The following is a 26,487-nucleotide window of genomic DNA, read 5'->3' on the forward strand; positions in this document are numbered from 1 at the left end:
GAAATGGGAGTTTACAACGGCGATATTGCTTTTAAGAATAGTCTTAAGTGAGTTTTATTGCGACCACAATTTTTGACAGTCTATTTTCTCAAATTTAAACAGTCGAATAATTACTCTATGAAATTATCCCTACGATGACCGTAGCGTATTTTCAGGGGATAAAGGATGTTCAGAAAAGAATTTTCGCTACTGCTGGTGATTAGCGCCCTGTTCTCAGGGCAGATTATGGCGGAGCACAAAGGGCATGAATTTGTGTATGTGAAAAACGCCGACCATCAGCTTCGTCATGAAGCTGACAGCGACGAGTTACGCAGCGCGGCTGAGGAGTCTGCGGAGGGGTTGCGCGAGCACCATGCCTGGCAGAAATCGCGCAAACCGGATACCCACTCTGCGGGTTAGCTGCCTTTACGCTTCGGCAGGGTCTTCATCAAATCGTCAGGGCTGACGGAGGCCACAATGCTTCCCGGCGGCGGCATTTTGAAGATGTGATTCTTCATCTTGCCGATAACGTGCATTTCACACGGACGGCAGTCAAACTTCAGCGTCAGCACTTCATCGCCATTCACCAGCTGCATCGGCGTCGCTTTCCAGCTTTTAATATTGCCTTTCGCCTGTTTCGGACAAAGGTTAAAGGCAAACCGCAGGCAGTGTTTGGTGATCATCACCGGCACATCGCCCTTCTCTTCATGCGCTTCATACGCGGCGTCAATCAGCTGCACGCCGTGACGATGGTAAAACGCACGCGCTTTGTGGTTGTAAACGTTTGCGAGGAACGAGAGATGCGTGTCCGGGTAGACCGGCGCAGGCACCGTTTCGGCCTTACGGCTGCCGCGCGGATAGTTTGCCAGCCGTGCTTCATCCAGCATCTCTGCCGTTTCACGGCGGAACTGGTTCAGCAGGCTGTTCGGCACGAACAGCGCGTCCGGCAGATTCACCTCAATATTGCGCGCGTAATAAATGGTCTGCCCCAGCTTCGCCACGCCATCCTTGAGGTTGCCAAGCGCTTTCTCCGCATTGTTCGCCACCCCGAACACGCCGTCGAGCGTATGCGTCACGCTGATACCGTCTTCGCAGGTCATGGTCAGGATCAGCTGCTCTTCCCAGCCCCCCAGCGCGATATCCACCGCAATGCGGCGCTCGCTGGAGGTCTTGAGCAAGGCCTGCTGCCAGTTGTGATCCAGGTTACGGTTAAGCGCCGCATTAGGACGGGCTTTGTAGAGATCGGCAGGCATTTCGTTCGGCCAGACGCGATAGCGATTTTCGCCGGTTTTCTCCACCGTATTGGCGCGGAAACCCACTACTTCACGTTTGATCATCACGTTGAGACCATCGCCGTTCGCCAGCGGCTCTGTAACCTGAACGTCAAGATGATCTTTCGCCACTTTCAGCACTTCACCCACCGGTAAACCGATAAACTTCGGTGAATCGAACGCGCCAATATCCCCTTTACGGGCATTCACGAAATAGTCCGTGCTGCCGCGGTGGAAGGTCTTGTCCGTCGACGGAATAAAGAAATGCTCTGTACGACCGGCGGACGCGCGCGCCAGGTCACCGCGATCGTCGATGATGGCATCCAGCATCTGACGATAATGGGCGGTGATATTTTTCACGTAGCTCATGTCCTTGTAGCGCCCTTCAATTTTGAAGGAGCGTACACCGGCATCGATCAGCGCGCCGAGGTTGGCCGTCTGATCGTTATCTTTCATCGACAGCAGGTGTTTTTCGAATGCCACCACGCGGCCCTGATCGTCTTTCAGGGTATAAGGCAGACGGCAGGCCTGAGAGCAGTCGCCCCGGTTAGCGCTGCGCCCCGTCTGGGCGTGAGAGATATTACACTGCCCGGAGTACGCCACACACAGCGCACCGTGGATAAAGAATTCAATGGTCGCGTCGGTCGCCTGGTGGATATCGCGGATCTGGTTCAGGTTCAGCTCGCGCGCCAGAACAATCTGCGTAAACCCGACGTCCGAAAGAAACTTCGCCTTCTCAACGGTGCGGATATCGCACTGGGTGCTGGCATGCAGCTCAATCGGCGGGATATCCAGTTCCAGAACGCCCATATCCTGAACGATCAGGGCGTCAACGCCGGTCTGGTAGAGATCGGTAATAAGACGCTGCGCGGGCTCAAGCTCATCATCATGAAGAATGGTGTTCAGGGTCACGAACACCTTCGCCCCGAAACGGTGGGCGAACGGGACCAGCTCGGCAATGTCGCGCAGGCTGTTGCTGGCGTTATGACGGGCACCGAAGCCAGGGCCGCCAATGTAGACGGCATCTGCTCCGTGAAGAATGGCTTCACGGGCAATGGCGGCGTCGCGGGCCGGGCTTAGCAGTTCAAGATGATGGGAGTGCAGGCGCATACTTCGTCGTTATCCGTTATGGTCAAAATGGCGGCTATTGTAGTCAGAAGTCTGTGCCAGTGAAACCGTTTTGCGACGCTTTAGCGGGGATAATGGATCAGAGAGTGAAAATGCACCGTCCGGGCGCTGCTGTTGCGGTACGCGTGCGGTTTATCGCCGGCAAAACGCACGCCGGAATCAGCGTATAGCGTGCGCCAGACACCGTCAATCTGCATGTCCAGCTCACCGCTTATCACCACCACGTGCTCGATCACCCCGGCTTCGTGCGGCGTGGACTCACTCAGCGCGCCGGGCGACAGGGTGATGGAGAAATGGTCGAACTTAAGCTGTTCATCCCAGGGGAAAAGCGGTTTCACCACCATCGCCTGCTGCTGCGGATCGAACACCGCCTGCGGTTCGCTTTCTGGAGTGATAAACGCCGAAAAAGGTACGTTCAGCCCGGTGGCGATTTTCCACAAAGTAGAGACCGTCGGGCTGGACTCATTGCGTTCGATTTGCCCAAGCATCGCTTTCGACACGCCCGTCTCTTCCGCCAGTTTCGACAGGCTCCAGCCCCGCGCCTGACGCAGCGCTTTCAGTGTGGTTGCCAGGTGTTGAGTGATATCCATAGTTCCTCCCGTTGCGGCAAAGCATACCACTTGTACGCTATAGCGCACAGTGATACCTTATCCTGGACGTTATAACGCACAACGGAGTATCCATGCGATCGACTGCCTCTCTCTTTCCTGCCGTGCTGGCCGGTTTTGTTGCCGTTCTGGTGGGCTATGCCAGCTCTGCCGCCATTATCTGGCAGGCGGCTGCGGCGGCTGGCGCCAGTACACAGCAAATTGCCGGATGGATGACCGCGCTGGGGCTCGGGATGGGGATCAGCACGCTGGCATTGTCGTGGTGGTATAAAGCCCCCGTGCTGACCGCCTGGTCGACTCCCGGCGCGGCGCTGCTCGCCACCAGCCTGCAAGGCGTGACGCTGGCGGAAACCATCGGGGTATTTATATTCGCGAATGCGCTGATTCTGCTGTGCGGCGTCACCGGCCTGTTTGCCCGGTTGATGAAACTAATCCCGCACTCGCTTGCCGCCGCTATGCTGGCGGGCGTGCTGTTACAGTTTGGCCTGAAGGCATTCAGCAATCTTGAGGGACACATTTTTCTTTGCGGCAGTATGCTGGCCGCCTGGCTGATGACCAAAGCCGTAGCGCCCCGGTACGCCATTGTCGCCACGCTGCTGGTGGGCGTGTTCGTGGCATGGGCCGGAGGTGACGTTGTCACGAACAGGATGACGTTATCAGTCATCATGCCGGAATTCATCGCCCCTGCGTTCACCTTCACCAGCCTGCTCAGCATCGGCTTACCCTTCTTCCTGGTGACCATGGCGTCGCAGAATGCGCCCGGCTTCGCCACCATGCAGGCATCGGGCTATCCGCTGGCGGTCTCACCGCTGATCGTTGCCACCGGCGGGCTGGCACTGCTGTTGTCCCCCTTCGGCGTTTATTCTATATGCATCGCCGCCATCACTGCCGCCATCTGCCAGAGCCCGGACGCCCATCCGGATGCCAGTAAACGCTGGCTGGCCGCGGCGGCGGCAGGCGGGTTTTATCTGCTGGCGGGGGTGTTCGGCGGGTCGATTTCCGGTCTGATGGCCGCACTGCCGCTGAGCGGCATCCAGACGCTGGCCGGGCTGGCCCTGCTCGGCACTATCAGCGGGAGTTTGTATCAGGCACTGAACCATGAAGCAGAACGCGACGCGGCGATCGTTACCTTCCTGATGACCGCCAGCGGCGTCACGCTCCTGGGAATTGGCTCCGCCTTCTGGGGGCTGGTGCTGGGAGGGATCTGTTACGCCGTCTTCTCACGCCTTCGCCGCGCGTAGCTGTGACGGCGTAATGCCGGTCATGCTGCGAAAACGGTTACTGAAATGGCTGGCGGAGTTAAATCCACAGGCCAGCGCGATGTCGGTGAGCGGCGTGGTCGTGTGCTGTACCAGCGCTTTGGCCTTCTCCATGCGGCGCTGCATAACGTACTGATGTGGCGCCAGCCCCATCGACTGGCGGAACATCCGCGCAAAGTGATACTCACTGAGTGCGGCCTGGCCCGCCAGTTCCGCCAGGGTTAAGGGTTGCGCCAGGTTTTCCTCGATAAAGGCCAGCACGTTGCGCAGCACAAACGGCGATAACCCGCCGGTCACTATCGGCAGCTTCCACTGTACGCTGGAATAGTGCTGGACCAAATGCGTCAGCAATAAGGTCGACGCGGTGCTCAGGGTGAGCTGATTGGCGTTTTGCTGCCAGTCGCAGCCGAGCAAAAACTGGCGATAAAGGGCGGTGATTTTCGGATCGCTGCCGAAGATTTTTTCCTCCAGCGTCAGCGATAGCGGTCGTTTATCCCAGATTTTCTCCCCCACGTCCCGCAGGTGTTCATCGGTGCAGTAGAGGTGCACAAACGACAGGTCGTCACGAATATCCCACGTGGATTCGCTCTCTTCCGGCATCAGACAAAAACGGTCCGGCCCGCCGCCATTTTTCCAGCCACCCGGCGTTTTTTGATAGCTTTCATAGCCATCCGCCACGTACAGGCTAAGGGTGTGATGGTTGCTTTTCACCGTGATCGTGTCGTGCTTGTTGTACCACGCCGCCAGTTGAATGCCAGTATTGAGCGCGACGGTTTCCCGCAGCACTGCATTTTGTTGGCGTAACGTTTCAAAGGTGTCGTAAACGAGAGACATGGCCGTAAACAGGTGATTAATCAGACTGTCAGTCTAAGAAGTGTTGCAGCCTGTTACCAGCCATTGTGCGAGAAAAAAGCGCAAGAATTTGCAAGTCCGGCGCAAGACGATGAAAGCCGGCCCCCCCTTCTTTCGCCACACTGTCGTTTTTCGCGGTATGAGAAGAGAGACACCATGAACGCATTACTCTATGGGCTGGTCGTTGTGATCTGGGGCACGACCTGGATCGCCATTTTTTTACAACAGGGGCCGGTTGCAGCGCCGGTCTCCATTTTCTGGCGCTTCGCCGTGGCCAGCGCCACGATGATGATCGTCCTGGTCGCCCTTCGCCGCCTGCGCAGGCTGGCGCTGCGGGATCATCTCTACTGCATGCTTCAGGGCTGCTGCGTTTTCTGTTTCAACTTCTGGTGCTTTTACACCGCCGCCGCCCATATCAATACCGGCCTTGAGTCGGTGATTTTCTCGATGGCCGTACTGTATAACGCCATCAACAGCTTTATCTTCTTCGGCCAGCGCCCACCCGCACGCTTCTGGACGGCGGCAGCGCTGGGGCTTATCGGGATCATTACCCTTTTCTGGAACGATCTGCTCGCCAGCGGCTGGAGCGCGTCGTTGCTTACGGGCATCGGGCTTTCCGCCCTCGGCACCTACGGCTTCTCGCTGGGGAATATGATCAGCATGCGTCATCAGCGAAACGGGCTGGAAACTATGACCACCAACGCCTGGGCGATGCTGTACGGCACCGTCGTGATGGGCCTTATCGCGCTCTTCAGGGGCGATAGCTTTATGCCGGAATGGACGGTGAGCTATATGGGGGCGCTGCTCTATCTTGCGCTGTTTGGCTCGGTGATTGCCTTCGGCGCCTACTTTACGCTGGTAGGCCGCATTGGTCCCGGTAAAGCCGCGTACAGCACCCTGCTGTTCCCGCTGGTGGCGCTGTCGATTTCAACGGTGTACGAGGGTTACGTGTGGCATCTCAACGGGATCGTCGGCCTGCTGTTGATACTGGGCGGGAATATGGTGATGTTTACGAAGCCAGAAACCTGGTTCCGCCGCCTGCGGACGGCATAAAAAAACGGCCTGCGAAAATGCAGGCCATTTTTTATTAATTTGCTGTCTGATGAACATCAAACATGGTGGCATCCGTCGCCATGTCATCCACAACCTGCTTCAGGGTGCCGAAGCCCATTGGCGTATTCTCGTTCGCCAGCTCTTTCCCTTCACCCTTACGAACAACCTTAATCACTGGTTTGTTCGTGGCCGCATCGATTAACTCACCTTCGAAGAACAGATGCGTATCCATGGTACGATGGCCCGTTGCCATCTGCGTACCCGCAACCAGCAGCGCCACAGGCACCACTTCATAGAACTGCAAACCTTCTTTGTCTGAGCTCACACCCGTGATGGCGCCGCGGAAGATCAGGCTATGTTTGCCCGGCGTCGTCACAATCGGCTTACGCTGGCCAATCGCGGTTTTCAGTTTGGTATTGGTATAATTCAACAGCTCATCAAGCGTTTTTTGCCCAAGCTGAGTGGTCGGTTTTGGCGTCGGATAATAGGTTATCGGCGTCCAGATAATGCTGTCGTAATTCGCCTCATTATAGGACGGGTCAACCCAACGCAGGGTTGGCTTCCCGGTTGCAGATTTCATCTCCTGCAAGCCGGAGTAATCTTTTAAAAAGCCTGAATATTGATCGGGGGCTGCGACTTTTGACGCACAGCCGGAAAGGGCCAACAGACCAGAAAGCACTGCAACTTTAAAAAAAGTGTGAGTACGCATGATGGTATTCCATGTTATCTGCAAGTATGCACTTGAAGTTATAACAAAAAACCGGGCGATGTGTTGTGGCAAAAAATGACGAAGACAGCACAAATAGCGAAAAAACTGCCCGACCGAAACCGGGCAGTGAAAAATTACTCCTTAAGGTCCACTTGCCAGAACAGGTGCTTGCCGAAGGGATCGATTTCATAGCCCGTGACCTCTTTACGGACTGGCTCAAAAATCGTCGAGTGGGCAATCATTACCGCCGGCATTTGATCGTGCATCATCTGCTGCGCCTGCTTGTACAGCGCCACGCGTTTTTCGCGATCGGTTATCGATTTAGCTTCGGCAATCAGGTTATCAAACGGCTTATAGCACCATTTGGCCGAGTTCGACCCGCCGTTGGCGGACGTACAGGTAAACAGCGGGCCGAAGAAGTTATCCGGATCGCCCGTCGCCGTTGTCCAGCCCATCAGTGCGGCCTGATGCTCCCCGCCCTTCACGCGCTTCAGGTATTCGCCCCATTCGTAGGTCACGATTTTGGTCTGCACGCCCACTTTCGCCCAGTCCGCCTGGATCATCTCCGCCATACGCTTCGCGTTCGGGTTATACGGCCGCTGCACGGGCATGGCCCACAGATCGATGCTTACGCCGTTGGCAAATCCCGCCTCCTTTAGCAGTGCTTTCGCTTTTTCTGGATCGTAATCGTAGTCTTTCAGCTCGCTGTCGGCACTCCAGACGCCAGGCGGCAGCAGGTTTTTCGCCGCCGTGCCGGTGCCGTGGAACACCGCCTCAATGATGGCGGGTTTGTTAATCGCCATCGCCAGCGCCTGACGCACTTTTACGTTATCCAGCGGTGGCTTTTGCGTGTTAAACGCCAGGAAACCGGTATTCAGACCGGCCTTGCTCATCAGGTTGATGTCTTTGTTAGCCTTCATACGCGGCAGGTCCGCCGGGTTCGGGAACGGCATCACCTGGCACTCATTCTTCTCGACTTTGGCAAAACGCACCGAGGCGTCCGGCGTGATGGTGAACACCAGACGATCCAGCTTCGATTTTCCCAGCCAGTAGTCAGGGAAAGCGGTGAAGAGGATGCGGGAATCCTTCTGATATTGCGCCAGCTTAAACGGCCCGGTGCCAATCGGCTGCATATCGACCTTTTCTGGCGTGCCCGCTTTCAGCATGGCATCGGCATACTCCGCCGACAGAATGGAGGCAAAGTACCACGCCAGGTCAGCGACAAACGGCGCTTCCGGATGCGCCAGGGTGAAGCGCACGGTGCGATCGTCAACTTTATCAATGGCGGTAATCAGACTGCCGAACTCCAGACTTTCGAAGTTGGAATAACTGCCGTTGGAGACGTTATGGTAGGGATGATTCACATCTTTCTGGCGCATAAACGAGAAAATCACGTCGTCCGCGTTGAAGTCGCGCGTCGGCGTGAACAGCTTATTACTGTGGAATTTCACCCCTTTGCGCAGGTGGAAGGTGTAGATCTTGCCATCCTCGCTTACCTCCCAGCTTTCCGCCAGGCTCGGCACCAGTTCGGTAGTGCCCGGTTTGAAATCGACCAGACGGTTATAAACCGGTACGGCGCTGGCGTCCACGCTGGTCCCCGACGTATAGAGCTGAGGATTGAAATTTTCCGGCGATCCTTCGGAGCAATACACCAGCGTTTTTGCCGCGACGGTGGAACTGACCGTCAGCGCAGCAAGCGCCAGCGTTATCATTGTGAATGTGCTTTTCATCATTTATTCCTGTCTTTTTAATTCGACGGCTAATTACTTCTTTTGCCATTTCATAAATAACATTAAAGTGATGGCGCAAACACATGAAAAATAAATACAGAAGGAAACACTATGGGCTCAGAACTCTCCAGACAATTAACCCAACGCTTTTTCCGCTATCTCGCCATCACCAGCCAGAGCGACCCGAAAGTCAAAACCCTGCCCTCCACCCCGGGCCAGCACGACATGGCGCGGGAGCTGGCGAAGGAGCTGGAAACGCTGGGGTTAGACGATATTGTGATAGATGAGTTCGCCACCGTTACCGCCGTGAAAAAAGGCAATGTTCCCGGCGCGCCGCGGATTGGTTTTATTACCCATATCGACACCGTCGACGTCGGTTTATCCCCGGATATTCATCCACAAATATTAACGTTTACGGGGGATGATCTCTGCCTGAATAAAGAGAAAGATATTTGGCTGCGCGTAAATGAGCACCCGGAAATTCTGGCTTATCCTGATGAGGAGATTATTTTCAGCGACGGAACCAGCGTATTAGGCGCAGATAATAAAGCGGCCGTCACCGTGGTCATGACGGTGCTGGAAAACCTCACCGCTGAACATAAGCATGGCGATATTGTGGTGGCGTTTGTACCCGATGAAGAGATTGGCCTGTGTGGCGCGAAAGCGCTGGATTTGAAGCGCTTCGACGTTGATTTTGCCTGGACCATCGACTGCTGCGAGCTGGGGGAGATTGTTTACGAGAACTTTAACGCGGCGGCGGCTGAAATTCGCTTTACCGGCGTCACGGCTCACCCGATGTCCGCCAAAGGGGTGCTGGTCAATCCGCTGCTGATGGCAACGGATTTCATCAGCCATTTCGATCGCCGGCAAACCCCGGAATGCACCGAGGGGCGCGAAGGTTATATCTGGTTTAACGGCATCCAGGCCGGGCAGAACGAAGCGATACTGAAAGCCAATATTCGTGATTTTGACAAAGATGGTTTCGCCGCCCGCAAGCAGCACATTGCCGATGTGGCGGCGCAAATAGCCGCGCAGCATCCCACGGCAAACGTGGAATACCGCATTGAGGATACCTACAGCAATATCAGCAATGCGATTGGCGAAGACCGCCGCGCGATCGACCTGATGTTCGAGGCGATGGAGTCGCTCGGCATCACCCCAAAACCGATCCCCATGCGCGGTGGCACGGATGGAGCGGCCCTGTCAGCCAAAGGCCTGCTCACCCCGAACTTCTTCACCGGCGCCCATAACTTCCACTCGAAGTTTGAGTTTTTACCGCTGTCGTCGTTCGAGGCCTCCTGTCGCACTGCCCTGCAACTCTGTCTGCTGGCGGCGCGTTAAGCGGGCTTGCGTGCGAGCATGGTAGCGAAGCGCAGCTTGATACGGTTCCCGTTGGCATCGGTACGGTGGAGTTCCCCTACCTCTTCGTTGTACTTGATCAGCTCCCAGCCTTCGTAGTAGTTGCTCAGTTCACCGGTTTTGAAGGCAAACGGGAAGCCGACTGTGCACGGATAATCCTCCGTATCCATGGCAGCAACGATCAGGTTATAGCCGCCTGGTCTGGTGCAACGCTGCATATTGGCGATAAGACCAGGGATGGTATTCGCTTCGAGGAACATCAACACGACGGTGGAAAGAATAAAGTCGTATTCGCCGTCAAAGGTCAGGTTGTTCAGATCCTTAATCGCCGTTTCCAGATTCGCGATCCCTTCCGCCGCCTTAATGCGCTCGATGTTATCGATGCTCATCGGGTTTTTATCCCACGCCGTCACGTCATAGCCGTTGGCCGCGAGGTAGAGGCTGTTGCGGCCATTTCCGCAACCCAGATCGAGCGTTTTACCGGGCTTAACAATGTCCGCGCTGAGCAGCACCTCTGAGTGCGTGCGGGTCAGCCCATATTTCTCAGTAAAGTAGTTTTCATCGACAGTCATTATTTTTCCTCAGATTGCATAAGCAGTGCCTTATCAGCGCGCACCAGAAGTTTGCCCTGCATCAGCAAGATAAAAGTACGGACCAGCAGCATCGCGATGATGACGTTGGTGAAAATAAACAGGGGAACCGCGAGGGCATGAAAGAACCCTGACGGACTGCTCTGCCCAAGATGTAAACCGGTGGTCGCCAGCGCCGACACCCCGAACGAGAAGCTCCAGAACGACGCGTTAAACGGCTGCGACAGATACCACGGCATCAGACGTAGCATAAACAGGAGTTGCAACAGGCCATAGCCGAATAGCATTTTGGCGAAGGTGTCCGCTTCGCCGCCGTTGACGCTAAACCAGGCGCTACAGGCCACCAGGGCAGGCGCAAGCTGGATACCGAGCGAGGTACGAAGGGCAGCGGGCAGTTCGCCCGCGCTGCGCAGGCGTTGCAAAATGACCGGCTCCAGGCTCAGCCAGGAAAAGACCCCGGCACCAAGGAACACCAGCCCCGCGTCGTGGAAGCCTAGCGCACCGCAGGCCATCGCGCTGATAAAATTGTTCGCTACCGTCGGCAGATACAGTCCCGGCGTCGTGGCTTCTTCCGGATGCTTGCCGCGCCACAGCCCGGCGCTTTGCCAGGCGGCATACGCAAGCTGGATCACCACGCCCACGCTAAACAACCCCAGCGCCAGCGGGCGATACCACGGCACAAAGCCGATGGCCACCAGCAGCGTTGTGGCAGGAAACAGGCTGACAAAACTGCTCATTACCGGATGCCGCATCTCGGCCAGCACGCTATGTGAAAACCGTACCGCACGGGTAAGAAACGCCACGCTCAGAAGGAACCAGATCCCCACCGCCAGCGCCACCAGGATCTCGCCCGGCCAGCGCGTCACCGGCCAGATGGTGCCGGCGTAACGCCAAGCGAACCCCATGCCTATGGTCCCGAGGACCATACCGAAATACCCGGCGGGCAAGTTAAGAACGCGTTGGTTTTGGTTATGCATTTTTTTTAAACTTTAAAATGTATTTTAAATGCCATTTTAAGGGGTTTCCTGAGCGGACGCCAGCACTTCGAAAAACCAAAACTTTGCTACGTTTATTGAAAGGCTTTTCAGGGATAACACGATGACAAAATATCGGCTTAGCAATGAAACGCGTCTCTGGCGCTGGCAGGACGGATCAACGCCGTGCACAACGCCTCTCAGACAAATTATTGCCGTGAAGGATTTTAACGATGTGACCAGCGGGACTAAAGGCGGTTGGGTTGAGGATGAACACGCGCTCGCCCAGGACGGGGATTGCTGGGTTTACGATGAAAACAGCGTGGTGTTTGCCGGGGCCAGGATATCCGGTAACGCCCGCCTCACCCAACCCTGCATCGTAAGCCACCGCGCACACGTTGGCGGCAACGGCTGGCTTGACGCGGCAGAGGTGAGTCACGGGGCGGTAATAAGTGACAACGTCACCATTCAGCACTCCACCGTACGCGGGGAATGCCGTATCGCGGGTGACGCGCGGGTGCTGCATAACAGCCTGGTGATTGCAGCCAAAGGGCTGACACCCGACCGTGAGCAGATCCTGCAAATTTATGACCGAGCCACGGTCAGCCAGTCGCATATTGTGCATCAGGCGCAAATCTACGGCGATGCCATGGTGACCTGGGCCTTTGTTGAGCACCGCGCCGAGGTGTTCGATCGCGCCATTATTGAGGGCAACGGGCTGAATAACGTCTGGGTGTGCGACTGCGCCAAAGTGTACGGCAACGCCCGTCTGCTGGCCGGTCTGGAGGATGATGCCATCCCGACCGTGCGGTACAGTTCACAGGTCGCGGAAAACGCCCTCGTCGAAGGCAACTGCGTCATTAAACACCACGTATTAATAGGCGGCGAGGCGTGGTTACGCGGCGGGCCGATCCTGATTGATGACAAAGTGGTCATTCAGGGGCGGGCGCGTATCAGCGGCGATGTCCTGATTGAGCATCAGGTGGAAATAACGGACGATGCGGTTATCGAGGCGCTGGAGGGTGAAAGCATTCACGTCCGGGGAGCCAAAGTGATCAACGGCGACACGCGGATCACCCGGACGCCGCTGCTGGGGGCGCTATAGCGGGAAGATTCTGGCGTACAGGTTCACGTCATCGTAGCGACCGTTGAGCATTTCCGCTTCCCGCAAACAACCTTCCAGCGTGAAACCGTTGCGCTGCGCCACCCGGTTACTGCTCTGGTTATCCACGCGACACTTGATCACAAAACGGCGGATCTCGCCGCGCTCAACGTAATAGCGCATAAACGCCTGGAGCGCCTGAGAAAGAATACCCTGCCCCTGATGCGCCTCGTCAAGCCAGTAGCCGATATACCCGGCCTTATTCGCAGGCTCGATCGCGTTGAAGGAGAGCACGCCCACCAATTCGTCATTCATAAAAATCAGGAACATTTTGGCGTAACCGCGCTGGTGCAACATCTGGTTGCTCTGCACGTTGCGGCGCGTGTCCTCTTCGCTGCCGACATGCTGCGCCCAGTCAAAGGCGGTTTGCAGCCAGGTTTTGTTTTTGATTACGAGGTTATGCAGATCGGTGGTATAGCGCTCTTCGACGGCGCGAAGCTCGATTTCCTGGTTAACGGGGATGATTTCTGAAGACATGGTGCCTCTTAATTGCCGGGTGGCGCTAACGCTTACCCGGCCTACAAATGCGTCCAGAGCAGGCCGGGTCGCCACCCGGCACAAACCCATTAGGACTAGCGCATGATCCGGTCGTCAACGTAGTTACGTTTGTCCGGCGCGGGCGGGAAGTACTGGTACAGCCAGGTCTCGCTGATGGCATCGCCCTGACAGCGCAGGAACAGGCGCATATCCACCGGCTCGGTGGAGTCAGAGGTTGGATACCAGTCAAACAGAATGCGATATCCGTCGAACGGCTCGACGTAGAGGATCTCCACCTGCTTCGCTTCACCGCTGGACAGGGTGATCACCGGCTCAATGCCCTTCGGTGCGGCGGCCTTCAGATCGCCTCCGACGAAGTCAATGGCAAAGCGACGGGCCCACACTTTCGGGTAATTTTCACCCGGCGCCCAACCCTCCGGGAAGCCTCCCATACCGGTACGGGTGGCGTAGACGTTTGCCAGCGGGGAACGCACCGGCGGCTGTGCGCTCCAGTAGAGACGGTATTTGAAGTCCAGCTCATCACCCGCCTGCACCGGTTTCTCTGGCTGCCAGAAGCAGACCACGTTATCGAGCGTCTCGCCGGTTGTCGGGATCTCCATCAGGGCAATGGAACCTTTCCCCCAGTTGTTGCGCGGCTCGACCCACAGGCTTGGTCGCTTGTTATACCAGCCCATGACGTCCTGGTAATGAGAGAAGTCACGGTCAAGCTGCAACAAACCAAAACCCTTCGGGTTTTTATCCAGGTAGGCGTTAAATTGTAGCTTTTGCGGGTTGTTCAGCGGCCGGCAGATCCACTCCCCGTTACCGCGCCACATCGCCAGGCGGTCTGAATCGTGGATCTGCGGATGAATGGTGTCGCACATGCGGCGTTCGTTGTTGCCGCAGCTAAACATGCTGGTCATTGGCGAGATGCCGAGCTGCTTGATGTCTTTGCGCGCATAGAGATGGTTTTCGACGTCCATGATCACCTGGCTCTTCTCACAGTGGATCACAAACTTATAGGCACCGGTAATGCTCGGGCTGTCCAGCAGCGCATAGACGGTAAAGGTGGTATCACCCGGCTTCACGGTTTCAAACCAGAAGGAGGTGAAATCCGGGAACTCTTCCGGGGTGTCGGTAAAGGTATCCACCGCCAGACCACGCGCAGAGAGGCCGTACTGGTAGGTATCATCCACCGCGCGGAAGTAGCTCGCGCCCAGGAACGAAACGATATCGCGTCGCGCCAGCTCCGGCGCTTTAAAGACGCGGAATCCGGCGAAGCCGAGGTCGCTCTGCCCTTCAAGCTGGCGGGTATCCACGCCCGTATCGCCGTAGCTGAACAGCTCAGGCCGGAAGTGGATCTCACGCGCCTGAGAGGTGGTTTGATCCAGCGAGAACATGCGCACGCGGCGGCGGAACCCCATCCCCATATGGAAGAACTGGGCGTCCAGCTGACGGCCTTCAATGTTATTCCACAGCGACTGCTTCTCATCGTAACGGATGGCGTTGTACGCCTGCGGCGTCATGGTGGCCAGCGTTTCCGGCAGCGGACGCGGCGCACCGCCCCACGCGGTTTTAGCCAGATCGTGCGCCATGGATTGCAGAACAGAGAAGTCAAAGCGACGGCTCTGACCGTCGGCAATGTCGGAGTCAGCAGCATACGCCGCCTGGGAAAACAGAGAAGCAAGGCCAGAAGTGCCGCTCAGGGCAGCCATTGCCAGGGAACCTTTGAGAAAACGTCTGCGATTCATGCCTGAGAAAACGTCCTTATGGTCGTGTGAATGAGTTTCGCGCGCAGCGAAATGACGGCAAGAAAGAACGCACAGCCTAAACAAAAACGGTTAAGAATCCAATTGTTGGCGGGTGATTATCTGAACAAACCGAGAAATATTTTCTGTCGACCAGAACGGCCTGAAAAAGGGGTAAAGTTATGTATAAAAGAGTCCCGGCTGGACATCAACAGCCGGGACCAACGAGGCGGTTATTTTACGCTGACATCGATACCCGGGAAGTACTTATCAGCCAGTTTAGCGATCGTGCCATCGGCACGTACTTTATCAATTGCGGCATCAAGCTGCTTTTTGGTGGCCTCATCCCCCTTACGCAGCCCAAAGCCGATCCCACTGCCGAGGATGGTGTCGTCCGACACCGGTTTGCCGATAAAGCCAAACCCTTTACCCTGCGGCTTACTGAGGAAACCTGCCTGCCCGGCCGCTGACATGACCAGCGAGGCATCGATGCGGCCATTCAGCAGATCTCCCCAGGCCATATTCTGATCTTTATAAGACACCACGGTGACACCGTGCTTTTCCCAGTGCTCTTTGGCGTAAGTTTCCTGAATTGAACCCTGAAGAACGCCGATGGTTTTGCCCTTCAGCCCTTCGGGGGTAGCCTCTACCGCAGAACCGGCTTTGCCCACCAGCTGGGAGGGAATGCGATAGATGGGCTGGGTGAAATCAATGCTTTTGCGACGCTGTTCGGTGATGTTCATCGCCGAGTTTATGGCGTCGAACTTTTTCGCCACCAGACCGGGGATCAACGCATCAAACGAGGTTTCAACCCAGCTGCACTTCAGCGCGGCGGCTTTACAGATGGCATTTCCCAGCTCTACGTCAAACCCTTCCAGCTCCCCTGACGCATTGCGGCTTTCAAACGGCGGATATTCCGCTTCCAGCCCGTATCGCAACTCGGTAGCGGCAAACGACGAGAATGAACACAACAGTCCCATGCCGACAACTAACGCGCGTAATTTCATTTCAAATTCCTTAACGTGGTGTAACCCGACAAAGGGCCTGGGCACCTGCCCGTAACGTCGCCTCATCTTTCGCAAAAGAGAGACGGATTAACTTATTGTCCGTGCCATCGGCATAAAACGCCGACAGCGGAATGGTGGCAACCCCGTACTCGACAATCAGCCTTTTCACCATCTCGCTGTCGCGCTCGTCGCTAAAGCCGCTGTAATCCGCCAGCAGGAAGAACGAACCGGCACTTGGTAGCAGCCTGAACGGTGAGTCGGCGAGCAAACTTTGCAGCAGATCGCGCTTGCGCTGATAAAACGCCGCCAGCGACAGCCAGGTTTGCGGATCGGTCATGTGTTCGGCAAACGCGTACTGCATCGGCGTATCGGCCGAGAACATTAAAAATTGATGGACTTTACATATCTCATCCATCAGCTCCGCGGGCGCCACACAATAACCCACGCGCCAGCCGGTGACGTGATAGGTTTTTCCGAAAGAAGAAATAATCACGCTGCGCTCCGCCAGCTGCGGGTGCGTCGCCATTCCGTGGTGCGGTTCGCCATCAAAAACGACGTGCTCGTACACTTCGTCAGACAAAATGATGATGTCGGTGTGGCGCGTCAGCGCTGCCAGCTGGTGCAGATCGGCGGCTGAAAACACCTGCCCGCTCGGGTTGTGCGGCGTATTGACGATGATCATCCGCGTGCGCGGGGTAATAGCCGCCCGTACTTCATCCCAGTTCACGGCAAAATCCGGTACCGTCAGCTTAATGGCGATCGGCGTCGCCCCTTGCAGACGCACAATCGGCGCATAGCTGTCAAAGGAGGGCTCGAAATAGATCACCTCATCCCCAGGATGAACCAGCCCGCTGATGGCTGAGTAAAGCCCTTCGCTGGCGCTGGCGGTCACCAGCACCTCACTCGCCGGGTCATAGCGTGTGCCATAGAGCGAGGCAATTTTGTCCGCAATGCGCTCCCTGAGCGGTTGCAGCCCGGTCATGGAGGCGTACTGGTTATGCCCTGCCTCCATGGCGCGGGTCACGCCGGTGATAAGTTTTGGGTCGCAGGAAAAATTCGGCGCACCCTGAGAAAGGTTGATGGCGTTATGCCGGGCTGAAAGCTGGCCGATAACGGTAAAAATGGTGGTTCCCACATCGGGCAATTTGGATCGTGTCTGCACCGGCGTTTTCAAAGTCATCCTCTGTCCCTTCTCGTGGTGAATGCATAACTATTCAAACAACAACTTCATTGCCGGGACAATCGAATTGTTGTCATAATAGCCATGACAAAAACGCATAGCTAAGGTGAGATATGTCGCGTCGATCATTTCCGCTCAATGCCGTAGAGACATTTATCGTGACCGCGCGTCACCTGAATCTAACCCATGCCGCCAGGGAGCTTTGTCTGACGCAGGGGGCGGTAAGCCGCAAAATCGCTTCGCTGGAAAGCTGGTTCGGCTTCCCGCTGTTCGAGCGCCATGCGCGCGGCCTGCGTCTCTCCTCTCAGGGAAGCGCCCTGCTGCCGGAGCTGCAATCTGCGTTTGAGCACCTGCTGAACGTTGCTGAACAGGCACGAACGCACCAGACCGTTATTCGTCTGAAAGCGCCTACCTGCGCGATGCGCTGGCTGGTGCCGCGGCTGCTACAGGTGGAGCGCGAACAGCCGGAACTCCAGATTGCGCTGACCACCACCACCGATCATAACGTCAATTTCAAAACCGAATCCTGTGACGCGGCGATTGTGTTTGGGACACACATGAGCGCCGGCGATCTGCTGTTCGAAGAGGCCTTAACCCCGGTGATGAGCCCGGTACGGGCCGGTTCTGCGCTGGAAACTCTCACCTTCCTTCACCCCACGCGGGACAAAACGGACTGGACGCTGTGGCTGGCGAAACAGCCGGGTCCGCCGCCAGCTATGCTCAAAAATCAACACTTCGAAACCATGGATCTGGCCATTACCGCCGCCATTCAGGGGCTGGGCATCGCCATCGCGGATGAAACGCTGGTGGAGGAGGACGTGCGCGCCGGACGGCTGATGCGGCCTTTTGACACAAGCATAAAGACGGGGGCGAGCTACCGGCTGGTATTACGCGACGCACCCGGCCCGGAAAACGGACTGGATGCGTTTCGCGCCTGTCTGCTCAGTCGAGGCTGACGTGGTGTTTCATCACCCGTTTGAAGAGGCTCATACGGGCACGCATGAAGCGGTTTTCAAGCCGAAAACCTGCATGTTTATTCACACCGATACGTAACAGCACGTCCCACCCTTTCCGGCAGGCGGGCCAGCGCGTGGGCCCTGCCAGGCTATCGCGTGCCCCCGCATCCCGGGCGAAGCTCACCCAGTAGTCCGCCACCTGAGCGGCGAAGGCCAGATCGCGTTCATTTACATACTGCCGCGAGGGTTCCACCTGTCCAAGGGTATCGAACACGTAGGGCACTTCGTTGCCGTGCCAGGCGCCGTTGATGTACGTCGCGTGCTCCGCTTCGGCCACATAATCAAACCAGTATCGCCAGCACAGGCCGCCCGCCCGCTGCTGCGCCTGCATCACCACGTATCCCATGGTGGTGAAGGCCATGTCGCGGCATACCTGCCTGCCAAGTTCCTCATCGCCCTTCACGCCAGGATAAAGCAGCTTAATCAGCCCCAGGCCAAAGCGCCGCTCGCGGCGAAGCTTCTGGATCTGCCCGGCCAGATCGACCCCGAACACCGACATCACGCTGGCTTCGTCGCTGTTTGACCCAATCATCACCGGTACAGGATGCTGGCGGGCCGCGAAGAAAACGTCGAGCATGGCCTCAGGCAAAACGCAATCCCCCACGATGGGCGCAGGGGCGATATTCAGCGGCGAGGTCAGCGGCCAGAACGCCTCAGGCGGGATCGCGCGAAGCTGTTCAGCGGTGGCATTTTGCAGGCCGAAATGGGCGGCAATCGCTTCGCCTTTATGCATGGCCTGCCCGCGTGGGGTGTCGGGCAGCGTGTACCCGCTTTGCACAATGGCTTTATGGAACAGTCCTCGCGCAAGCGGAGAGGCCATCAGCGACAGCACGCTGCGCGCGCCGGCCGACTCGCCAAATACGGTGATGTTCTCAGGATCGCCGCCGAACGCGGCGATGTTATCGCGCACCCATTCCAGGGCCTGGATCTGATCGAGCAGCGCAAAGTTATGCACCACGCGCTCTTCTTCCCCCTCCAGCGCCGGATGGGCAAAAAAGCCGAGGTGTCCGAGACGGTAATTGATCGTCACCACCATCGTGCCGCGCTTCGCCAGCGCCCTGCCGTTATACGGAGGCAGCCCGCCAGCGCCGAGGGTAAATCCTCCACCGTGCAGCCAGACCATCACCGGAAGCGGATCGGCGCGTGCGACTGGCGACCAGACGTTAAGGTACAGGCAGTCTTCAGAGAACTGGCCGGGATCGCCGCCACCCAGCTCCTGACAGCTTTCGCTGCTCTGCCAGCTGGAGGCGGATAACGCCGTCGCCGGACGCACGCCATCCCAGCGCGCGGGGGGACGCGGGGAGCGCCAGCGCCACTGGCCTACGGGCGGTGCTGCATAGGGAATGCCGCACCACACGTGGGTATCGCCTTCAGTAAAACCAATCAGTGCGCCCTGGCGCGTTTCAACCACAGGGGCGGAGGGATTTTCCATACCAACCTTCTTTTTCCATCACACCCTTGCAGAGTAACGGTTTCAGAGCAAACCGCAACGCTGTTTGCTGCGCGCTTCCGCCTCCTCGTAAAGCGAAAACTCGTCGTACACCGCACAGCCGAGCGCGGCTTCGAAGGCATTGCGGCTGGCATTGCCGTGGCTGCGCGCCTGCGTTTCATTGCCAAGATTCGACTGGAAGATCCCCGCCGCACTGACGGGCAGAAAATCCTCGTAGGTGATGGGCTGTGCCACAACCCAGCCCCGTTCGATCAGCGGCTGCGGATCGTCGCCGGGACGAAATGCGTGGCGATGCGCCTCACCTGTCGGGGTCAGACGGTAGCGGAAATAAGCCAGCCGCTGACGGCGCAGGAACATTTCGCTGTCCGGGAAGGCGCTGAAGATCTCGCGCAGGTGAAGCTGGTGGGTCAGGTTGTCTTTGCCGGTCCCGGCCTGATTTAAAAGACTGTCGTACAGCTCGCGCCCTTTCGGCGTAAGGGCCACGCCGCGCTGCTCAATCTCACCGAAACGCGCGGTATGGGTGCCCTTGTGTTCTCCCGCGAAAAGCACCGGCTCCTCCAGCGCCTTAAAGCTGGTCTGGCGCAGGAGGATCGGCACCTCGCGGCGCGGCGGGCCTTCAATCAGAATTTTCGGCTCAATGCCGTACTTCGGCATTAGCTCCTGCACCCGGTCGATATCCAGCGTGCGCGGCGTGAGATGGTTGATATGGCACCCCGGGAAACAGACCACGTCGGCAATCAGGCGATGTTCGTTGCTCAGCGCCAGATAGGTTTCCTGATCGACCGTCGCATGGCGATGCCAGCGGAAGGTTTCCAGGGCTTCCTGCACAAATTCGCGCGCCTGTGCCTCAGTAAAGTGTCCCTGCGCATCATGCAGGTCGATCAGTTCCAGGCAGCGCGGCGTAAAGATGTTGCGCCGGGAGAGGATCTCCGCCGCCCTTTCGCGCAGCGCAATGTTTTCAATCAGCTCAAGGCGCAGCAGCGAGGTAAAAATGCGAAACGGATTACGGCAGAGCGCCGCATCGTCTGTCGGACGAAACGCCGTCGAGTGGACGGGCACGCCCGCCTGGGAGAGATCGTAATAGCTGACCGGGTACATGCCCATAATGGCGAAGATCCGGCGCAGGGTGGAAAGCTCCTGCGCGGTGCCAACGCGGATCGCACCGTGACGTTCAACATTCAGGCGCGCCAGTTCGTCTGCGTTTGCCAGTTGTTCATGTAAAAGTGGGTTATTTTCCAGAACCGCCAGGTTAACGTCCGCCACCAGTTCCAGCAAGGTGCCGTACTGCGGAACTTCCTGCTGGTACATCGCCGACATAGCCTGCGAAAAGTGTTCCCGAATATCATCAGCCGTGATGGTGTTCGCCATGATGTCATGCCTCCAGTGAATACTACCTGGAGTGTAGAGAAGCCCGTTCCTTTCGTTGGGAAGAATTTACGAATTGTGATCCAGGCAGACGAGTGGTCAAAGCGTGGGCATTTTCGAAAAACGGTTGTAACTCAAATAGATCAAATGTTAAAAATATTTTGCTATCAGGTTATCAAATTCAAACATCTTAACTTGTCACCCGCGTCGCTCTGTTTTTAACATCGCCTATGGAAAAAAATGGTCTGTTCAGTCAGCGCATACGCTTGCGCCATTTGCATACTTTTGTGGCCGTCGCTCAACAGGGAACGCTGGGGCGAGCGGCTGAAACCCTTAACCTCAGTCAGCCTGCACTATCCAAAACGCTGAACGAACTGGAACAGCTTACCGGAACCCGCCTGTTCGATCGCGGCCGTCTGGGCGCTCAGCTTACTCTCGTGGGTGAACAGTTCCTGACGCATGCCGTTAAAGTTCTCGATGCCCTCAATACCGCCGGTCAGGCGCTCAACCGTAAAGAGGAGTCGGCCAGCGACATCGTGCGCGTGGGCGCGCTGCCAACGGCGGCGCTGGGTATACTGCCTGCGGCGATCGGCCAGTTCCACCGTCAGCAAAAGCACGCCACGCTTCAGGTCGCGACCATGAATAATACCATGCTGCTGGCGGGCCTGAAGTCAGGCGAGCTGGATCTGGGCATTGGGCGGATGTCCGATCCGGAACTGATGAGCGGCCTGAATTACGAGCTGCTGTTCCTGGAATCGCTGAAGCTGGTCGTGCGTCCGAATCATCCCCTGTTGCAGGACACCGTGACCCTGAGCCGCGTGATGGAGTGGCCGGTGGTAGTCTCACCAACAGGAACCGTTCCGCGTCAGAATGCGGAGGCGTTGCTGCAAATGCAGGGCTGCACGCTGCCTTCCGGGTGTATTGAAACGCTCTCGGCGTCGCTGTCGCGCCAGCTTACGGTGGATTACGACTACGTGTGGTTTGTGCCGTCCGGCGCGGTGAAGGACGATCTGCGACGCGGCGTGCTTACGGCGCTGCCGGTAACATCGCCCGGCGCGGGAGAACCGATTGGGATCCTGACGCGGGTAGATGCCCCGCTCTCTGAAGGCGCCCAAACGCTGTTAAGCGCCATTCGTAAATCAATGCCTCTCTGACCCTAAATGCAGAACCCGCCGCGAAGGCGGGTCTGTCTTACTCAGAACGTTTCCCAGTTATCACCTGAGACGGCCGCCGCCGGTGTTAAAGGCGCGGATTTCGCTGCGGTTGCAGGGGCTGTAGTCCGTCCAGCCCCTGCCCCGATGAGACGAAACGCGCCAACGGCCTCCGTCAGACGTGCTCCCTGCTCTTCCAGCGAGGCCGCCGCCGCAGAAGCTTCTTCCACCAGCGAGGCATTCTGCTGCGTCACCTTATCCATCTCGGAGATCGCCTGGCTCACCTGAACAATGCCGCGGCTCTGCTCATCGGACGCCGCTGCAATCTCCAGCATAATATCGGTGACGCGTTTAACCGCCTCGACGATCTCATTCATGGTATTGCCCGCCGCAACCACTTCCCCGGAACCCTGATCGATAAGCGACACAGATTCATTAATCAGGCTTTCAATCTCTTTCGCCGCATTCGCGCTGCGGCTTGCCAGGGTGCGGACTTCACTCGCCACGACCGCAAAGCCGCGTCCCTGTTCACCCGCACGCGCCGCCTCGACCGCCGCGTTGAGCGCCAGAATATTGGTCTGGAACGCGATACTGTTAATCACGGCGGTAATTTCAGAGATCTTCTTCGAGCTGGTGGAAATATTACCCATGGTTTTCACCACGCCGGAGACCATCTGCCCCCCGCGGCTGGCCTTACCGGAGGCATCTTCTGCCAGTTTACTCGCATGATGCGCGTTATCGGCGTTCTGTTTCACCGTCGCGGTGAGCTGCTCCATGCTGGCCGCCGTCTGTTCAATCGCCGCCGCCTGCTGCTCGGTACGGGAAGAGAGATCGGTGTTACCCGCGGAGATCTCGCTGGTTCCACGGTAGATCTCCTCCGCCCCTTGCCGCACGGTGCCCACGGTTGTCACCAGCGCGTGCTGCATCGTTTGCAGATCGCGCGTCAGGCGGCCAATTTCGCTGCGTCCGGTCGGTTCGTCCGGCATGGTCAAATCGCCTTTTGCGATATTTTCGATACGCGTAGCGGCTCGCTGGAGCGGGTTTATCACCGTACGGCGCAGCACCACAAAGGTGATCACCGCCAGCGCCAGCGCAAGGCCAAACGCGCCGAACATAAACATCAGCCCCAGCCGGGTGCGGGTGTGAGCCTGTGCCGTCAGCGCGTTGGCGCGTTCGGTGCGGATTTTTATCGCCTTCAGCAGCACCGCGTTATAGGCATCGTCCAGCGGACGCGCGGTCTCATTTTCGTGGTTAATAATGGCTTCAAACATGCCATTTTTGGCATATTTCAGCATCGGCTGCATACCGGCGATGTAGGCGTCATAGCGGGCTTTCAGATCGCCATCCAGCGCTTCATCAGCCGGGGTACGAACGGTGCGCTTCATATAGGCGGCAAATCCATCCTGCGACTGCCTGATGCGGATCTCAGCCTCAGCGATGTTTTGTTTCATCGCCTCCATCTCCGCGATACGGCTGGCCGCACCCGCGTGGATCATGTTGATACGGGCGGTGCGTAGATGGTTGGAACTGTTTGACAGACCGGTGCGCACCTGGATTTCTGCCGTGACATCCTGCTGATCGTTATCGGCCTGGAGCAGGAAATAGCCTGCCAGACCTGAGCTCAATGCAAACAGGAGAATAATGCCACCGAGAATGGAGGAAAACAGCGGAACCAGCCGGATGTGATGCAAGAAACTCAGCTTAGGCTGCGCCTGCATCGATGTTGTGTTGTCCATGACCGTCGACTCTCTTATAGGTAAGATGCGTAATAACACGCCTGTAAAAGAGTCATCGGCACGCCAGGGAATTAAATTACGTCTAAAAGCGCCGGACAGGTCACACTTTAGAGAAGATCAGGGAAGAAATGCCAGCGGAAAAAACCGCTGGCAGAATAATCAGTTGTCGCCGAAATGGATAACGGTGCGAATGGATTTTCCTTCGTGCATCAGATCGAAGGCTTCGTTGATCTGCTCCAGCGGCAGGCGGTGCGTAATGAACGGATCAAGCTGAATTTTACCGACCATCGCATCTTCAACCATGCCCGGCAGCTGAGTACGGCCTTTCACGCCGCCAAATGCTGACCCGCGCCATACGCGCCCTGTCACCAGCTGGAAGGGACGGGTTTTGATCTCCTGACCCGCGCCGGCCACACCGATAATGATGCTCTCGCCCCAGCCTTTGTGGCAGCACTCCAGCGCTGAGCGCATTACGTTGACGTTGCCGATACATTCGAAGCTAAAGTCCACGCCGCCATCGGTCAGCTCAACGATCACGTCCTGAACCGGTTTGTCGTAGTCTTTCGGGTTGATAAAGTCGGTCGCCCCCATCTCACCTGCGAGCTTAAATTTCTCCGGGTTGGTGTCCACAGCAATGATACGCCCAGCTTTCGCCTGTACCGCGCCCTGGATAACCGCCAGACCGATCCCGCCCAGGCCGAACACCGCCACGGTGTCCCCTTCTTTCACTTTCGCCGTATTATGCACCGCGCCGATACCGGTGGTGACACCGCAGCCGAGCAGACAGACTTTATCCAGCGGGGCCTGCGGATTCACTTTCGCCAGTGAGATCTCGGCGCACACCGTGTATTCGCTGAAGGTGCTGGTACCCATGTAGTGATAAATGGGCTCGCCGTTATAGGAGAAACGGGTGGTGCCGTCCGGCATAAGTCCTTTGCCCTGCGTGGCGCGCACGGCCTGGCAGAGGTTAGTTTTGCCGGATTTGCAGAACTTACACTCGCCGCACTCTGCGGTGTAGAGCGGGATCACATGGTCGCCGGGCTTCAGGCTGGTGACGCCTTCACCCACTTCCACCACCACACCGCCCCCTTCGTGGCCGAGCACCGCCGGGAATACGCCTTCCGGATCGTCACCGGACAGGGTAAACGCATCGGTATGGCAAACGCCGGTGTGGGTAATTTTGATCAGCACTTCGCCTTTCTTCGGCGGAGCAACATCAATTTCAACGATTTTCAGCGGCTGGCCTGGGCCGAACGCGACAGCTGCGCGAGATTTCATGATGTCTTTCCCTTGTTGTGAGGTGTGTGGGTTTATTTTAGATAAGAGCGCAGTAAATGGCCGACTTCCGCCATCCGCACTGCCCGCTGATCCGGGGTGGTCTCCCCCGTCACCAGCTCATCTTTGAGGTGAATTTCGACCATTTCCCCCATCAGACCATTGGCAGCGCCGCGCACGGCGGCAATTTGCTGCAAAATGGCGAGACAGGGATCGCCCGATTCCAGGGCGCGTTCAAGGGCATCAACCTGGCCCCGAATGCGGCGGACGCGGGTCATAATCCGTTTTTTATCTTCGGGTGAATGCGGCATACGCCCTCCTGATACTATAGGGGGGTATTGTATCTGTTAATACGATTTTATGTAAACATGAAGTTTAGTGTGGGTTTTAAGTAGAGCCGTAGATAATGTGAAAAATCCGCGTCTGGAGTTAATATTGGTGACTCGCTGATATACCAGAAGTGGGCAATCAGGTGCTTCATGAGCGAAAAGTAGATTGGATAAATCCATGGCAGACATGCACTGTCCCTTTAAAATTAACGTGTTGGTTGTTCTTGTTATTAAGTGTAATGCAAGTGTGGTACAGATGAAGTCATACATCATCATTCTTTCTTAAAAATCCTACTTTAAAAGACTTGTGCAATCACACTAACCCCCACTAAAGAACGTAGGTATCATAAGAATACGAAAAAGAATAGACTAATACTGTTGGATATATTTATCTTTGATAACATGTAGCCTGTAGTAAACAAAATAAGTCGGGTGCAGCATGTTCGGACAGAAAACATTGCTGAAACTGGTCCTAATCCGGTTTATCCAAAAGAATTTTTATACACTCTGATAAATATTACTATCACAATTGGGTTTTACATATTGAATTCGGATCACAACGCTTCATCATTAAGGAATGACTAAGTATGAAAAGAATTGTTCTCGCCTCTTTGATTTTATCTTTTTCGTTATCTGCTATCGCTAATCAATTAAGCATTGATGACCAAATTAATAATGCTTGTGCTAAGGCCTTAAGCGGTGACAAAGAACCTTTGGGTAACTTTCCACCAGATAGTTTTGCTGCAACAGTCAGTCCGAAAGTTAAAGAAGCTTACAACGAAGTTTTAAAATCTCGATCTTCTATTGTAAACGACCTGAGTTTACAGAATGCAACCAGTTGCGCCAACCTGGTTAGAGATAAACTGAAATCAAAAGGTGAGTACACAGAAGAAAAATAATTCCCAGGGTGGAGAAACAGCATTTTTTGTGGAACTGAACGCTTTCTCTATCAGAGTTCGTTCTTAAAAAAACATCGACAAGATAGTTCCGCAGCTGTGTTTTCCACCTCTCGCTGGTCCCTCAATACCCTGACATCCCGTTGCCTGAAGGCACCCTCCGTAATGACAGCGCCCGCCTAA

General features: G+C 56.4%; 24 protein-coding genes. 8 read left to right on the forward strand and 16 right to left on the reverse strand.

Annotation, left to right across the window (positions count from 1 at the left end; genetic code table 11):
- The first annotated feature begins 165 nt into the window (after positions 1 to 165).
- Entirely contained in the window at positions 166 to 399 is a 234-nt protein-coding gene (locus INF61_RS17865; protein ID WP_015570548.1) for a DUF2554 family protein, read from the forward strand.
- Here INF61_RS17865 and INF61_RS17870 read toward each other — a convergent pair.
- Positions 396 to 2,360 carry a U32 family peptidase gene (locus INF61_RS17870; RefSeq protein WP_163278409.1) on the reverse strand — a complete coding sequence of 655 codons (1,965 nt, stop codon included), beginning with the start codon at positions 2,358 to 2,360 and terminating at the stop codon, positions 396 to 398. The genes INF61_RS17865 and INF61_RS17870 overlap by 4 nt on opposite strands.
- Positions 2,361 to 2,440: 80 nt before the next feature.
- Positions 2,441 to 2,968 carry a helix-turn-helix domain-containing protein gene (locus INF61_RS17875; RefSeq protein ID WP_015570550.1) on the reverse strand — a complete coding sequence of 176 codons (528 nt, stop codon included), beginning with the start codon at positions 2,966 to 2,968 and terminating at the stop codon, positions 2,441 to 2,443.
- A 71-nt stretch (positions 2,969 to 3,039) separates the two neighbouring features.
- Between INF61_RS17875 and INF61_RS17880 the strand changes: the two genes are divergently transcribed.
- Positions 3,040 to 4,227: a benzoate/H(+) symporter BenE family transporter gene (locus INF61_RS17880; RefSeq protein WP_370553141.1), complete on the forward strand. Its 1,188-nt coding sequence runs from the start codon at positions 3,040 to 3,042 to the stop codon at positions 4,225 to 4,227.
- Here INF61_RS17880 and INF61_RS17885 read toward each other — a convergent pair.
- Positions 4,207 to 5,079, reverse strand: a complete 873-nt coding sequence (locus INF61_RS17885; protein WP_047733365.1) for a helix-turn-helix domain-containing protein — start codon at positions 5,077 to 5,079, stop codon at positions 4,207 to 4,209. The genes INF61_RS17880 and INF61_RS17885 overlap by 21 nt on opposite strands.
- A gap of 174 nt (positions 5,080 to 5,253) precedes the next feature.
- On the opposite strand from INF61_RS17885, the gene INF61_RS17890 reads away from it, so the two are divergent.
- Positions 5,254 to 6,150: a DMT family transporter gene (locus INF61_RS17890; RefSeq protein WP_023303719.1), complete on the forward strand. Its 897-nt coding sequence runs from the start codon at positions 5,254 to 5,256 to the stop codon at positions 6,148 to 6,150.
- Positions 6,151 to 6,184: 34 nt separating this feature from the next.
- Here INF61_RS17890 and INF61_RS17895 read toward each other — a convergent pair whose 3' ends face one another.
- Positions 6,185 to 6,859, reverse strand: coding sequence for a DUF3313 domain-containing protein (locus INF61_RS17895; RefSeq protein ID WP_003857221.1), 675 nt, complete (start codon positions 6,857 to 6,859; stop codon positions 6,185 to 6,187).
- Between the two features lie 134 nt (positions 6,860 to 6,993).
- Complete coding sequence (locus INF61_RS17900) at positions 6,994 to 8,589, reverse strand: ABC transporter substrate-binding protein (protein WP_193547971.1); 1,596 nt, start codon at positions 8,587 to 8,589, stop codon at positions 6,994 to 6,996.
- 111 nt (positions 8,590 to 8,700) lie between these two features.
- Here INF61_RS17900 and pepT point away from each other — a divergent pair, with 111 nt between their 5' ends.
- Complete coding sequence (pepT, locus tag INF61_RS17905) at positions 8,701 to 9,930, forward strand: peptidase T (protein ID WP_015570554.1); 1,230 nt, start codon at positions 8,701 to 8,703, stop codon at positions 9,928 to 9,930.
- Here pepT and tehB read toward each other — a convergent pair.
- Together tehB and tehA are read right to left on the reverse strand one after the other, a co-directional pair.
- The gene (gene tehB, locus INF61_RS17910) at positions 9,927 to 10,520 is read right to left on the reverse strand and encodes a tellurite resistance methyltransferase TehB (RefSeq protein WP_015570555.1); all 594 of its coding nucleotides are present in this window, start codon (positions 10,518 to 10,520) and stop codon (positions 9,927 to 9,929) included. The two genes, pepT and tehB, sit on opposite strands and share 4 nt — an antisense overlap.
- Positions 10,520 to 11,515: a dicarboxylate transporter/tellurite-resistance protein TehA gene (tehA, locus tag INF61_RS17915; RefSeq protein WP_047733368.1), complete on the reverse strand. Its 996-nt coding sequence runs from the start codon at positions 11,513 to 11,515 to the stop codon at positions 10,520 to 10,522. Before tehA ends, tehB begins: the two co-directional genes overlap by 1 nt.
- Positions 11,516 to 11,636: 121 nt before the next feature.
- Here tehA and ydcK point away from each other — a divergent pair, with 121 nt between their 5' ends.
- On the forward strand, positions 11,637 to 12,617 hold the full coding sequence (gene ydcK, locus INF61_RS17920) for a YdcK family protein (RefSeq protein WP_047741293.1): 981 nt from the start codon (positions 11,637 to 11,639) through the stop codon (positions 12,615 to 12,617).
- On the opposite strand, the gene rimL is transcribed toward ydcK, so the two are convergent.
- The 4 genes from rimL to INF61_RS17940 form a co-directional block, all read right to left on the reverse strand.
- Positions 12,612 to 13,151, reverse strand: a complete 540-nt coding sequence (gene rimL, locus INF61_RS17925) for a 50S ribosomal protein L7/L12-serine acetyltransferase (RefSeq protein WP_032653529.1) — start codon at positions 13,149 to 13,151, stop codon at positions 12,612 to 12,614. The two genes, ydcK and rimL, sit on opposite strands and share 6 nt — an antisense overlap.
- Before the next feature lie 95 nt (positions 13,152 to 13,246).
- Entirely contained in the window at positions 13,247 to 14,902 is a 1,656-nt protein-coding gene (locus INF61_RS17930; protein ID WP_017384001.1) for a glucan biosynthesis protein D, read from the reverse strand.
- Positions 14,903 to 15,132: 230 nt separating this feature from the next.
- Positions 15,133 to 15,906, reverse strand: a complete 774-nt coding sequence (locus INF61_RS17935) for an ABC transporter substrate-binding protein (protein WP_003857237.1) — start codon at positions 15,904 to 15,906, stop codon at positions 15,133 to 15,135.
- A 10-nt stretch (positions 15,907 to 15,916) separates the two neighbouring features.
- Positions 15,917 to 17,086: a pyridoxal phosphate-dependent aminotransferase gene (locus tag INF61_RS17940; RefSeq protein WP_033487935.1), complete on the reverse strand. Its 1,170-nt coding sequence runs from the start codon at positions 17,084 to 17,086 to the stop codon at positions 15,917 to 15,919.
- Between the two features lie 113 nt (positions 17,087 to 17,199).
- Between INF61_RS17940 and INF61_RS17945 the strand changes: the two genes are divergently transcribed.
- Positions 17,200 to 18,042 (forward strand): LysR family transcriptional regulator, encoded by an 843-nt coding sequence (locus INF61_RS17945; protein ID WP_015570561.1) that lies wholly within the window; start codon positions 17,200 to 17,202, stop codon positions 18,040 to 18,042.
- On the opposite strand, the gene INF61_RS17950 is transcribed toward INF61_RS17945, so the two are convergent.
- The gene (locus INF61_RS17950) at positions 18,029 to 19,534 is read right to left on the reverse strand and encodes a carboxylesterase/lipase family protein (RefSeq protein WP_193547972.1); all 1,506 of its coding nucleotides are present in this window, start codon (positions 19,532 to 19,534) and stop codon (positions 18,029 to 18,031) included. The two genes, INF61_RS17945 and INF61_RS17950, sit on opposite strands and share 14 nt — an antisense overlap.
- A gap of 42 nt (positions 19,535 to 19,576) precedes the next feature.
- A complete protein-coding gene (locus INF61_RS17955; RefSeq protein ID WP_193547973.1) occupies positions 19,577 to 20,920 on the reverse strand; it encodes a VOC family protein in 1,344 nt (447 codons plus the stop codon).
- Positions 20,921 to 21,147: 227 nt separating this feature from the next.
- On the opposite strand from INF61_RS17955, the gene INF61_RS17960 reads away from it, so the two are divergent.
- Positions 21,148 to 22,071, forward strand: a complete 924-nt coding sequence (locus INF61_RS17960) for a LysR substrate-binding domain-containing protein (RefSeq protein WP_045329778.1) — start codon at positions 21,148 to 21,150, stop codon at positions 22,069 to 22,071.
- 41 nt (positions 22,072 to 22,112) lie between these two features.
- Here INF61_RS17960 and INF61_RS17965 read toward each other — a convergent pair whose 3' ends face one another.
- The 3 genes from INF61_RS17965 to INF61_RS17975 form a co-directional block, all read right to left on the reverse strand.
- Positions 22,113 to 23,804, reverse strand: a complete 1,692-nt coding sequence (locus INF61_RS17965; protein WP_032648265.1) for a methyl-accepting chemotaxis protein — start codon at positions 23,802 to 23,804, stop codon at positions 22,113 to 22,115.
- 159 nt (positions 23,805 to 23,963) lie between these two features.
- Positions 23,964 to 25,082 carry an S-(hydroxymethyl)glutathione dehydrogenase/class III alcohol dehydrogenase gene (locus INF61_RS17970; RefSeq protein WP_017693450.1) on the reverse strand — a complete coding sequence of 373 codons (1,119 nt, stop codon included), beginning with the start codon at positions 25,080 to 25,082 and terminating at the stop codon, positions 23,964 to 23,966.
- A 32-nt stretch (positions 25,083 to 25,114) separates the two neighbouring features.
- Entirely contained in the window at positions 25,115 to 25,390 is a 276-nt protein-coding gene (locus INF61_RS17975; protein WP_032104106.1) for a metal/formaldehyde-sensitive transcriptional repressor, read from the reverse strand.
- A 605-nt stretch (positions 25,391 to 25,995) separates the two neighbouring features.
- Here INF61_RS17975 and INF61_RS17980 point away from each other — a divergent pair.
- Complete coding sequence (locus INF61_RS17980) at positions 25,996 to 26,307, forward strand: hypothetical protein (protein ID WP_128771642.1); 312 nt, start codon at positions 25,996 to 25,998, stop codon at positions 26,305 to 26,307.
- The last annotated feature ends 180 nt before the right edge of the window (positions 26,308 to 26,487 follow it).

Source organism: Enterobacter cloacae complex sp. P18RS (assembly GCF_014982105.1).
In the GTDB taxonomy this organism is placed as follows: domain Bacteria; phylum Pseudomonadota; class Gammaproteobacteria; order Enterobacterales; family Enterobacteriaceae; genus Enterobacter; species Enterobacter hormaechei_C.

Excerpts from the sequence above, each read along its gene's own strand:
- INF61_RS17865 (WP_015570548.1), top strand. The coding sequence starts at position 166 with ATGTTCAGAAAAGAATTTTCGCTACTGCTGGTGATTAGCGCCCTGTTC.
- INF61_RS17870 (WP_163278409.1), bottom strand. The coding sequence starts at position 2,360 with ATGCGCCTGCACTCCCATCATCTTGAACTGCTAAGCCCGGCCCGCGAC.
- INF61_RS17875 (WP_015570550.1), bottom strand. The coding sequence starts at position 2,968 with ATGGATATCACTCAACACCTGGCAACCACACTGAAAGCGCTGCGTCAG.
- INF61_RS17885 (WP_047733365.1), bottom strand. The coding sequence starts at position 5,079 with ATGTCTCTCGTTTACGACACCTTTGAAACGTTACGCCAACAAAATGCA.
- INF61_RS17890 (WP_023303719.1), top strand. The coding sequence starts at position 5,254 with ATGAACGCATTACTCTATGGGCTGGTCGTTGTGATCTGGGGCACGACC.
- INF61_RS17895 (WP_003857221.1), bottom strand. The coding sequence starts at position 6,859 with ATGCGTACTCACACTTTTTTTAAAGTTGCAGTGCTTTCTGGTCTGTTG.
- INF61_RS17900 (WP_193547971.1), bottom strand. The coding sequence starts at position 8,589 with ATGAAAAGCACATTCACAATGATAACGCTGGCGCTTGCTGCGCTGACG.
- pepT (WP_015570554.1), top strand. The coding sequence starts at position 8,701 with ATGGGCTCAGAACTCTCCAGACAATTAACCCAACGCTTTTTCCGCTAT.
- tehB (WP_015570555.1), bottom strand. The coding sequence starts at position 10,520 with ATGACTGTCGATGAAAACTACTTTACTGAGAAATATGGGCTGACCCGC.
- tehA (WP_047733368.1), bottom strand. The coding sequence starts at position 11,515 with ATGCATAACCAAAACCAACGCGTTCTTAACTTGCCCGCCGGGTATTTC.
- ydcK (WP_047741293.1), top strand. The coding sequence starts at position 11,637 with ATGACAAAATATCGGCTTAGCAATGAAACGCGTCTCTGGCGCTGGCAG.
- rimL (WP_032653529.1), bottom strand. The coding sequence starts at position 13,151 with ATGTCTTCAGAAATCATCCCCGTTAACCAGGAAATCGAGCTTCGCGCC.
- INF61_RS17930 (WP_017384001.1), bottom strand. The coding sequence starts at position 14,902 with ATGAATCGCAGACGTTTTCTCAAAGGTTCCCTGGCAATGGCTGCCCTG.
- INF61_RS17935 (WP_003857237.1), bottom strand. The coding sequence starts at position 15,906 with ATGAAATTACGCGCGTTAGTTGTCGGCATGGGACTGTTGTGTTCATTC.
- INF61_RS17940 (WP_033487935.1), bottom strand. The coding sequence starts at position 17,086 with ATGACTTTGAAAACGCCGGTGCAGACACGATCCAAATTGCCCGATGTG.
- INF61_RS17945 (WP_015570561.1), top strand. The coding sequence starts at position 17,200 with ATGTCGCGTCGATCATTTCCGCTCAATGCCGTAGAGACATTTATCGTG.
- INF61_RS17950 (WP_193547972.1), bottom strand. The coding sequence starts at position 19,534 with ATGGAAAATCCCTCCGCCCCTGTGGTTGAAACGCGCCAGGGCGCACTG.
- INF61_RS17955 (WP_193547973.1), bottom strand. The coding sequence starts at position 20,920 with ATGGCGAACACCATCACGGCTGATGATATTCGGGAACACTTTTCGCAG.
- INF61_RS17960 (WP_045329778.1), top strand. The coding sequence starts at position 21,148 with ATGGAAAAAAATGGTCTGTTCAGTCAGCGCATACGCTTGCGCCATTTG.
- INF61_RS17965 (WP_032648265.1), bottom strand. The coding sequence starts at position 23,804 with ATGGACAACACAACATCGATGCAGGCGCAGCCTAAGCTGAGTTTCTTG.
- INF61_RS17970 (WP_017693450.1), bottom strand. The coding sequence starts at position 25,082 with ATGAAATCTCGCGCAGCTGTCGCGTTCGGCCCAGGCCAGCCGCTGAAA.
- INF61_RS17975 (WP_032104106.1), bottom strand. The coding sequence starts at position 25,390 with ATGCCGCATTCACCCGAAGATAAAAAACGGATTATGACCCGCGTCCGC.
- INF61_RS17980 (WP_128771642.1), top strand. The coding sequence starts at position 25,996 with ATGAAAAGAATTGTTCTCGCCTCTTTGATTTTATCTTTTTCGTTATCT.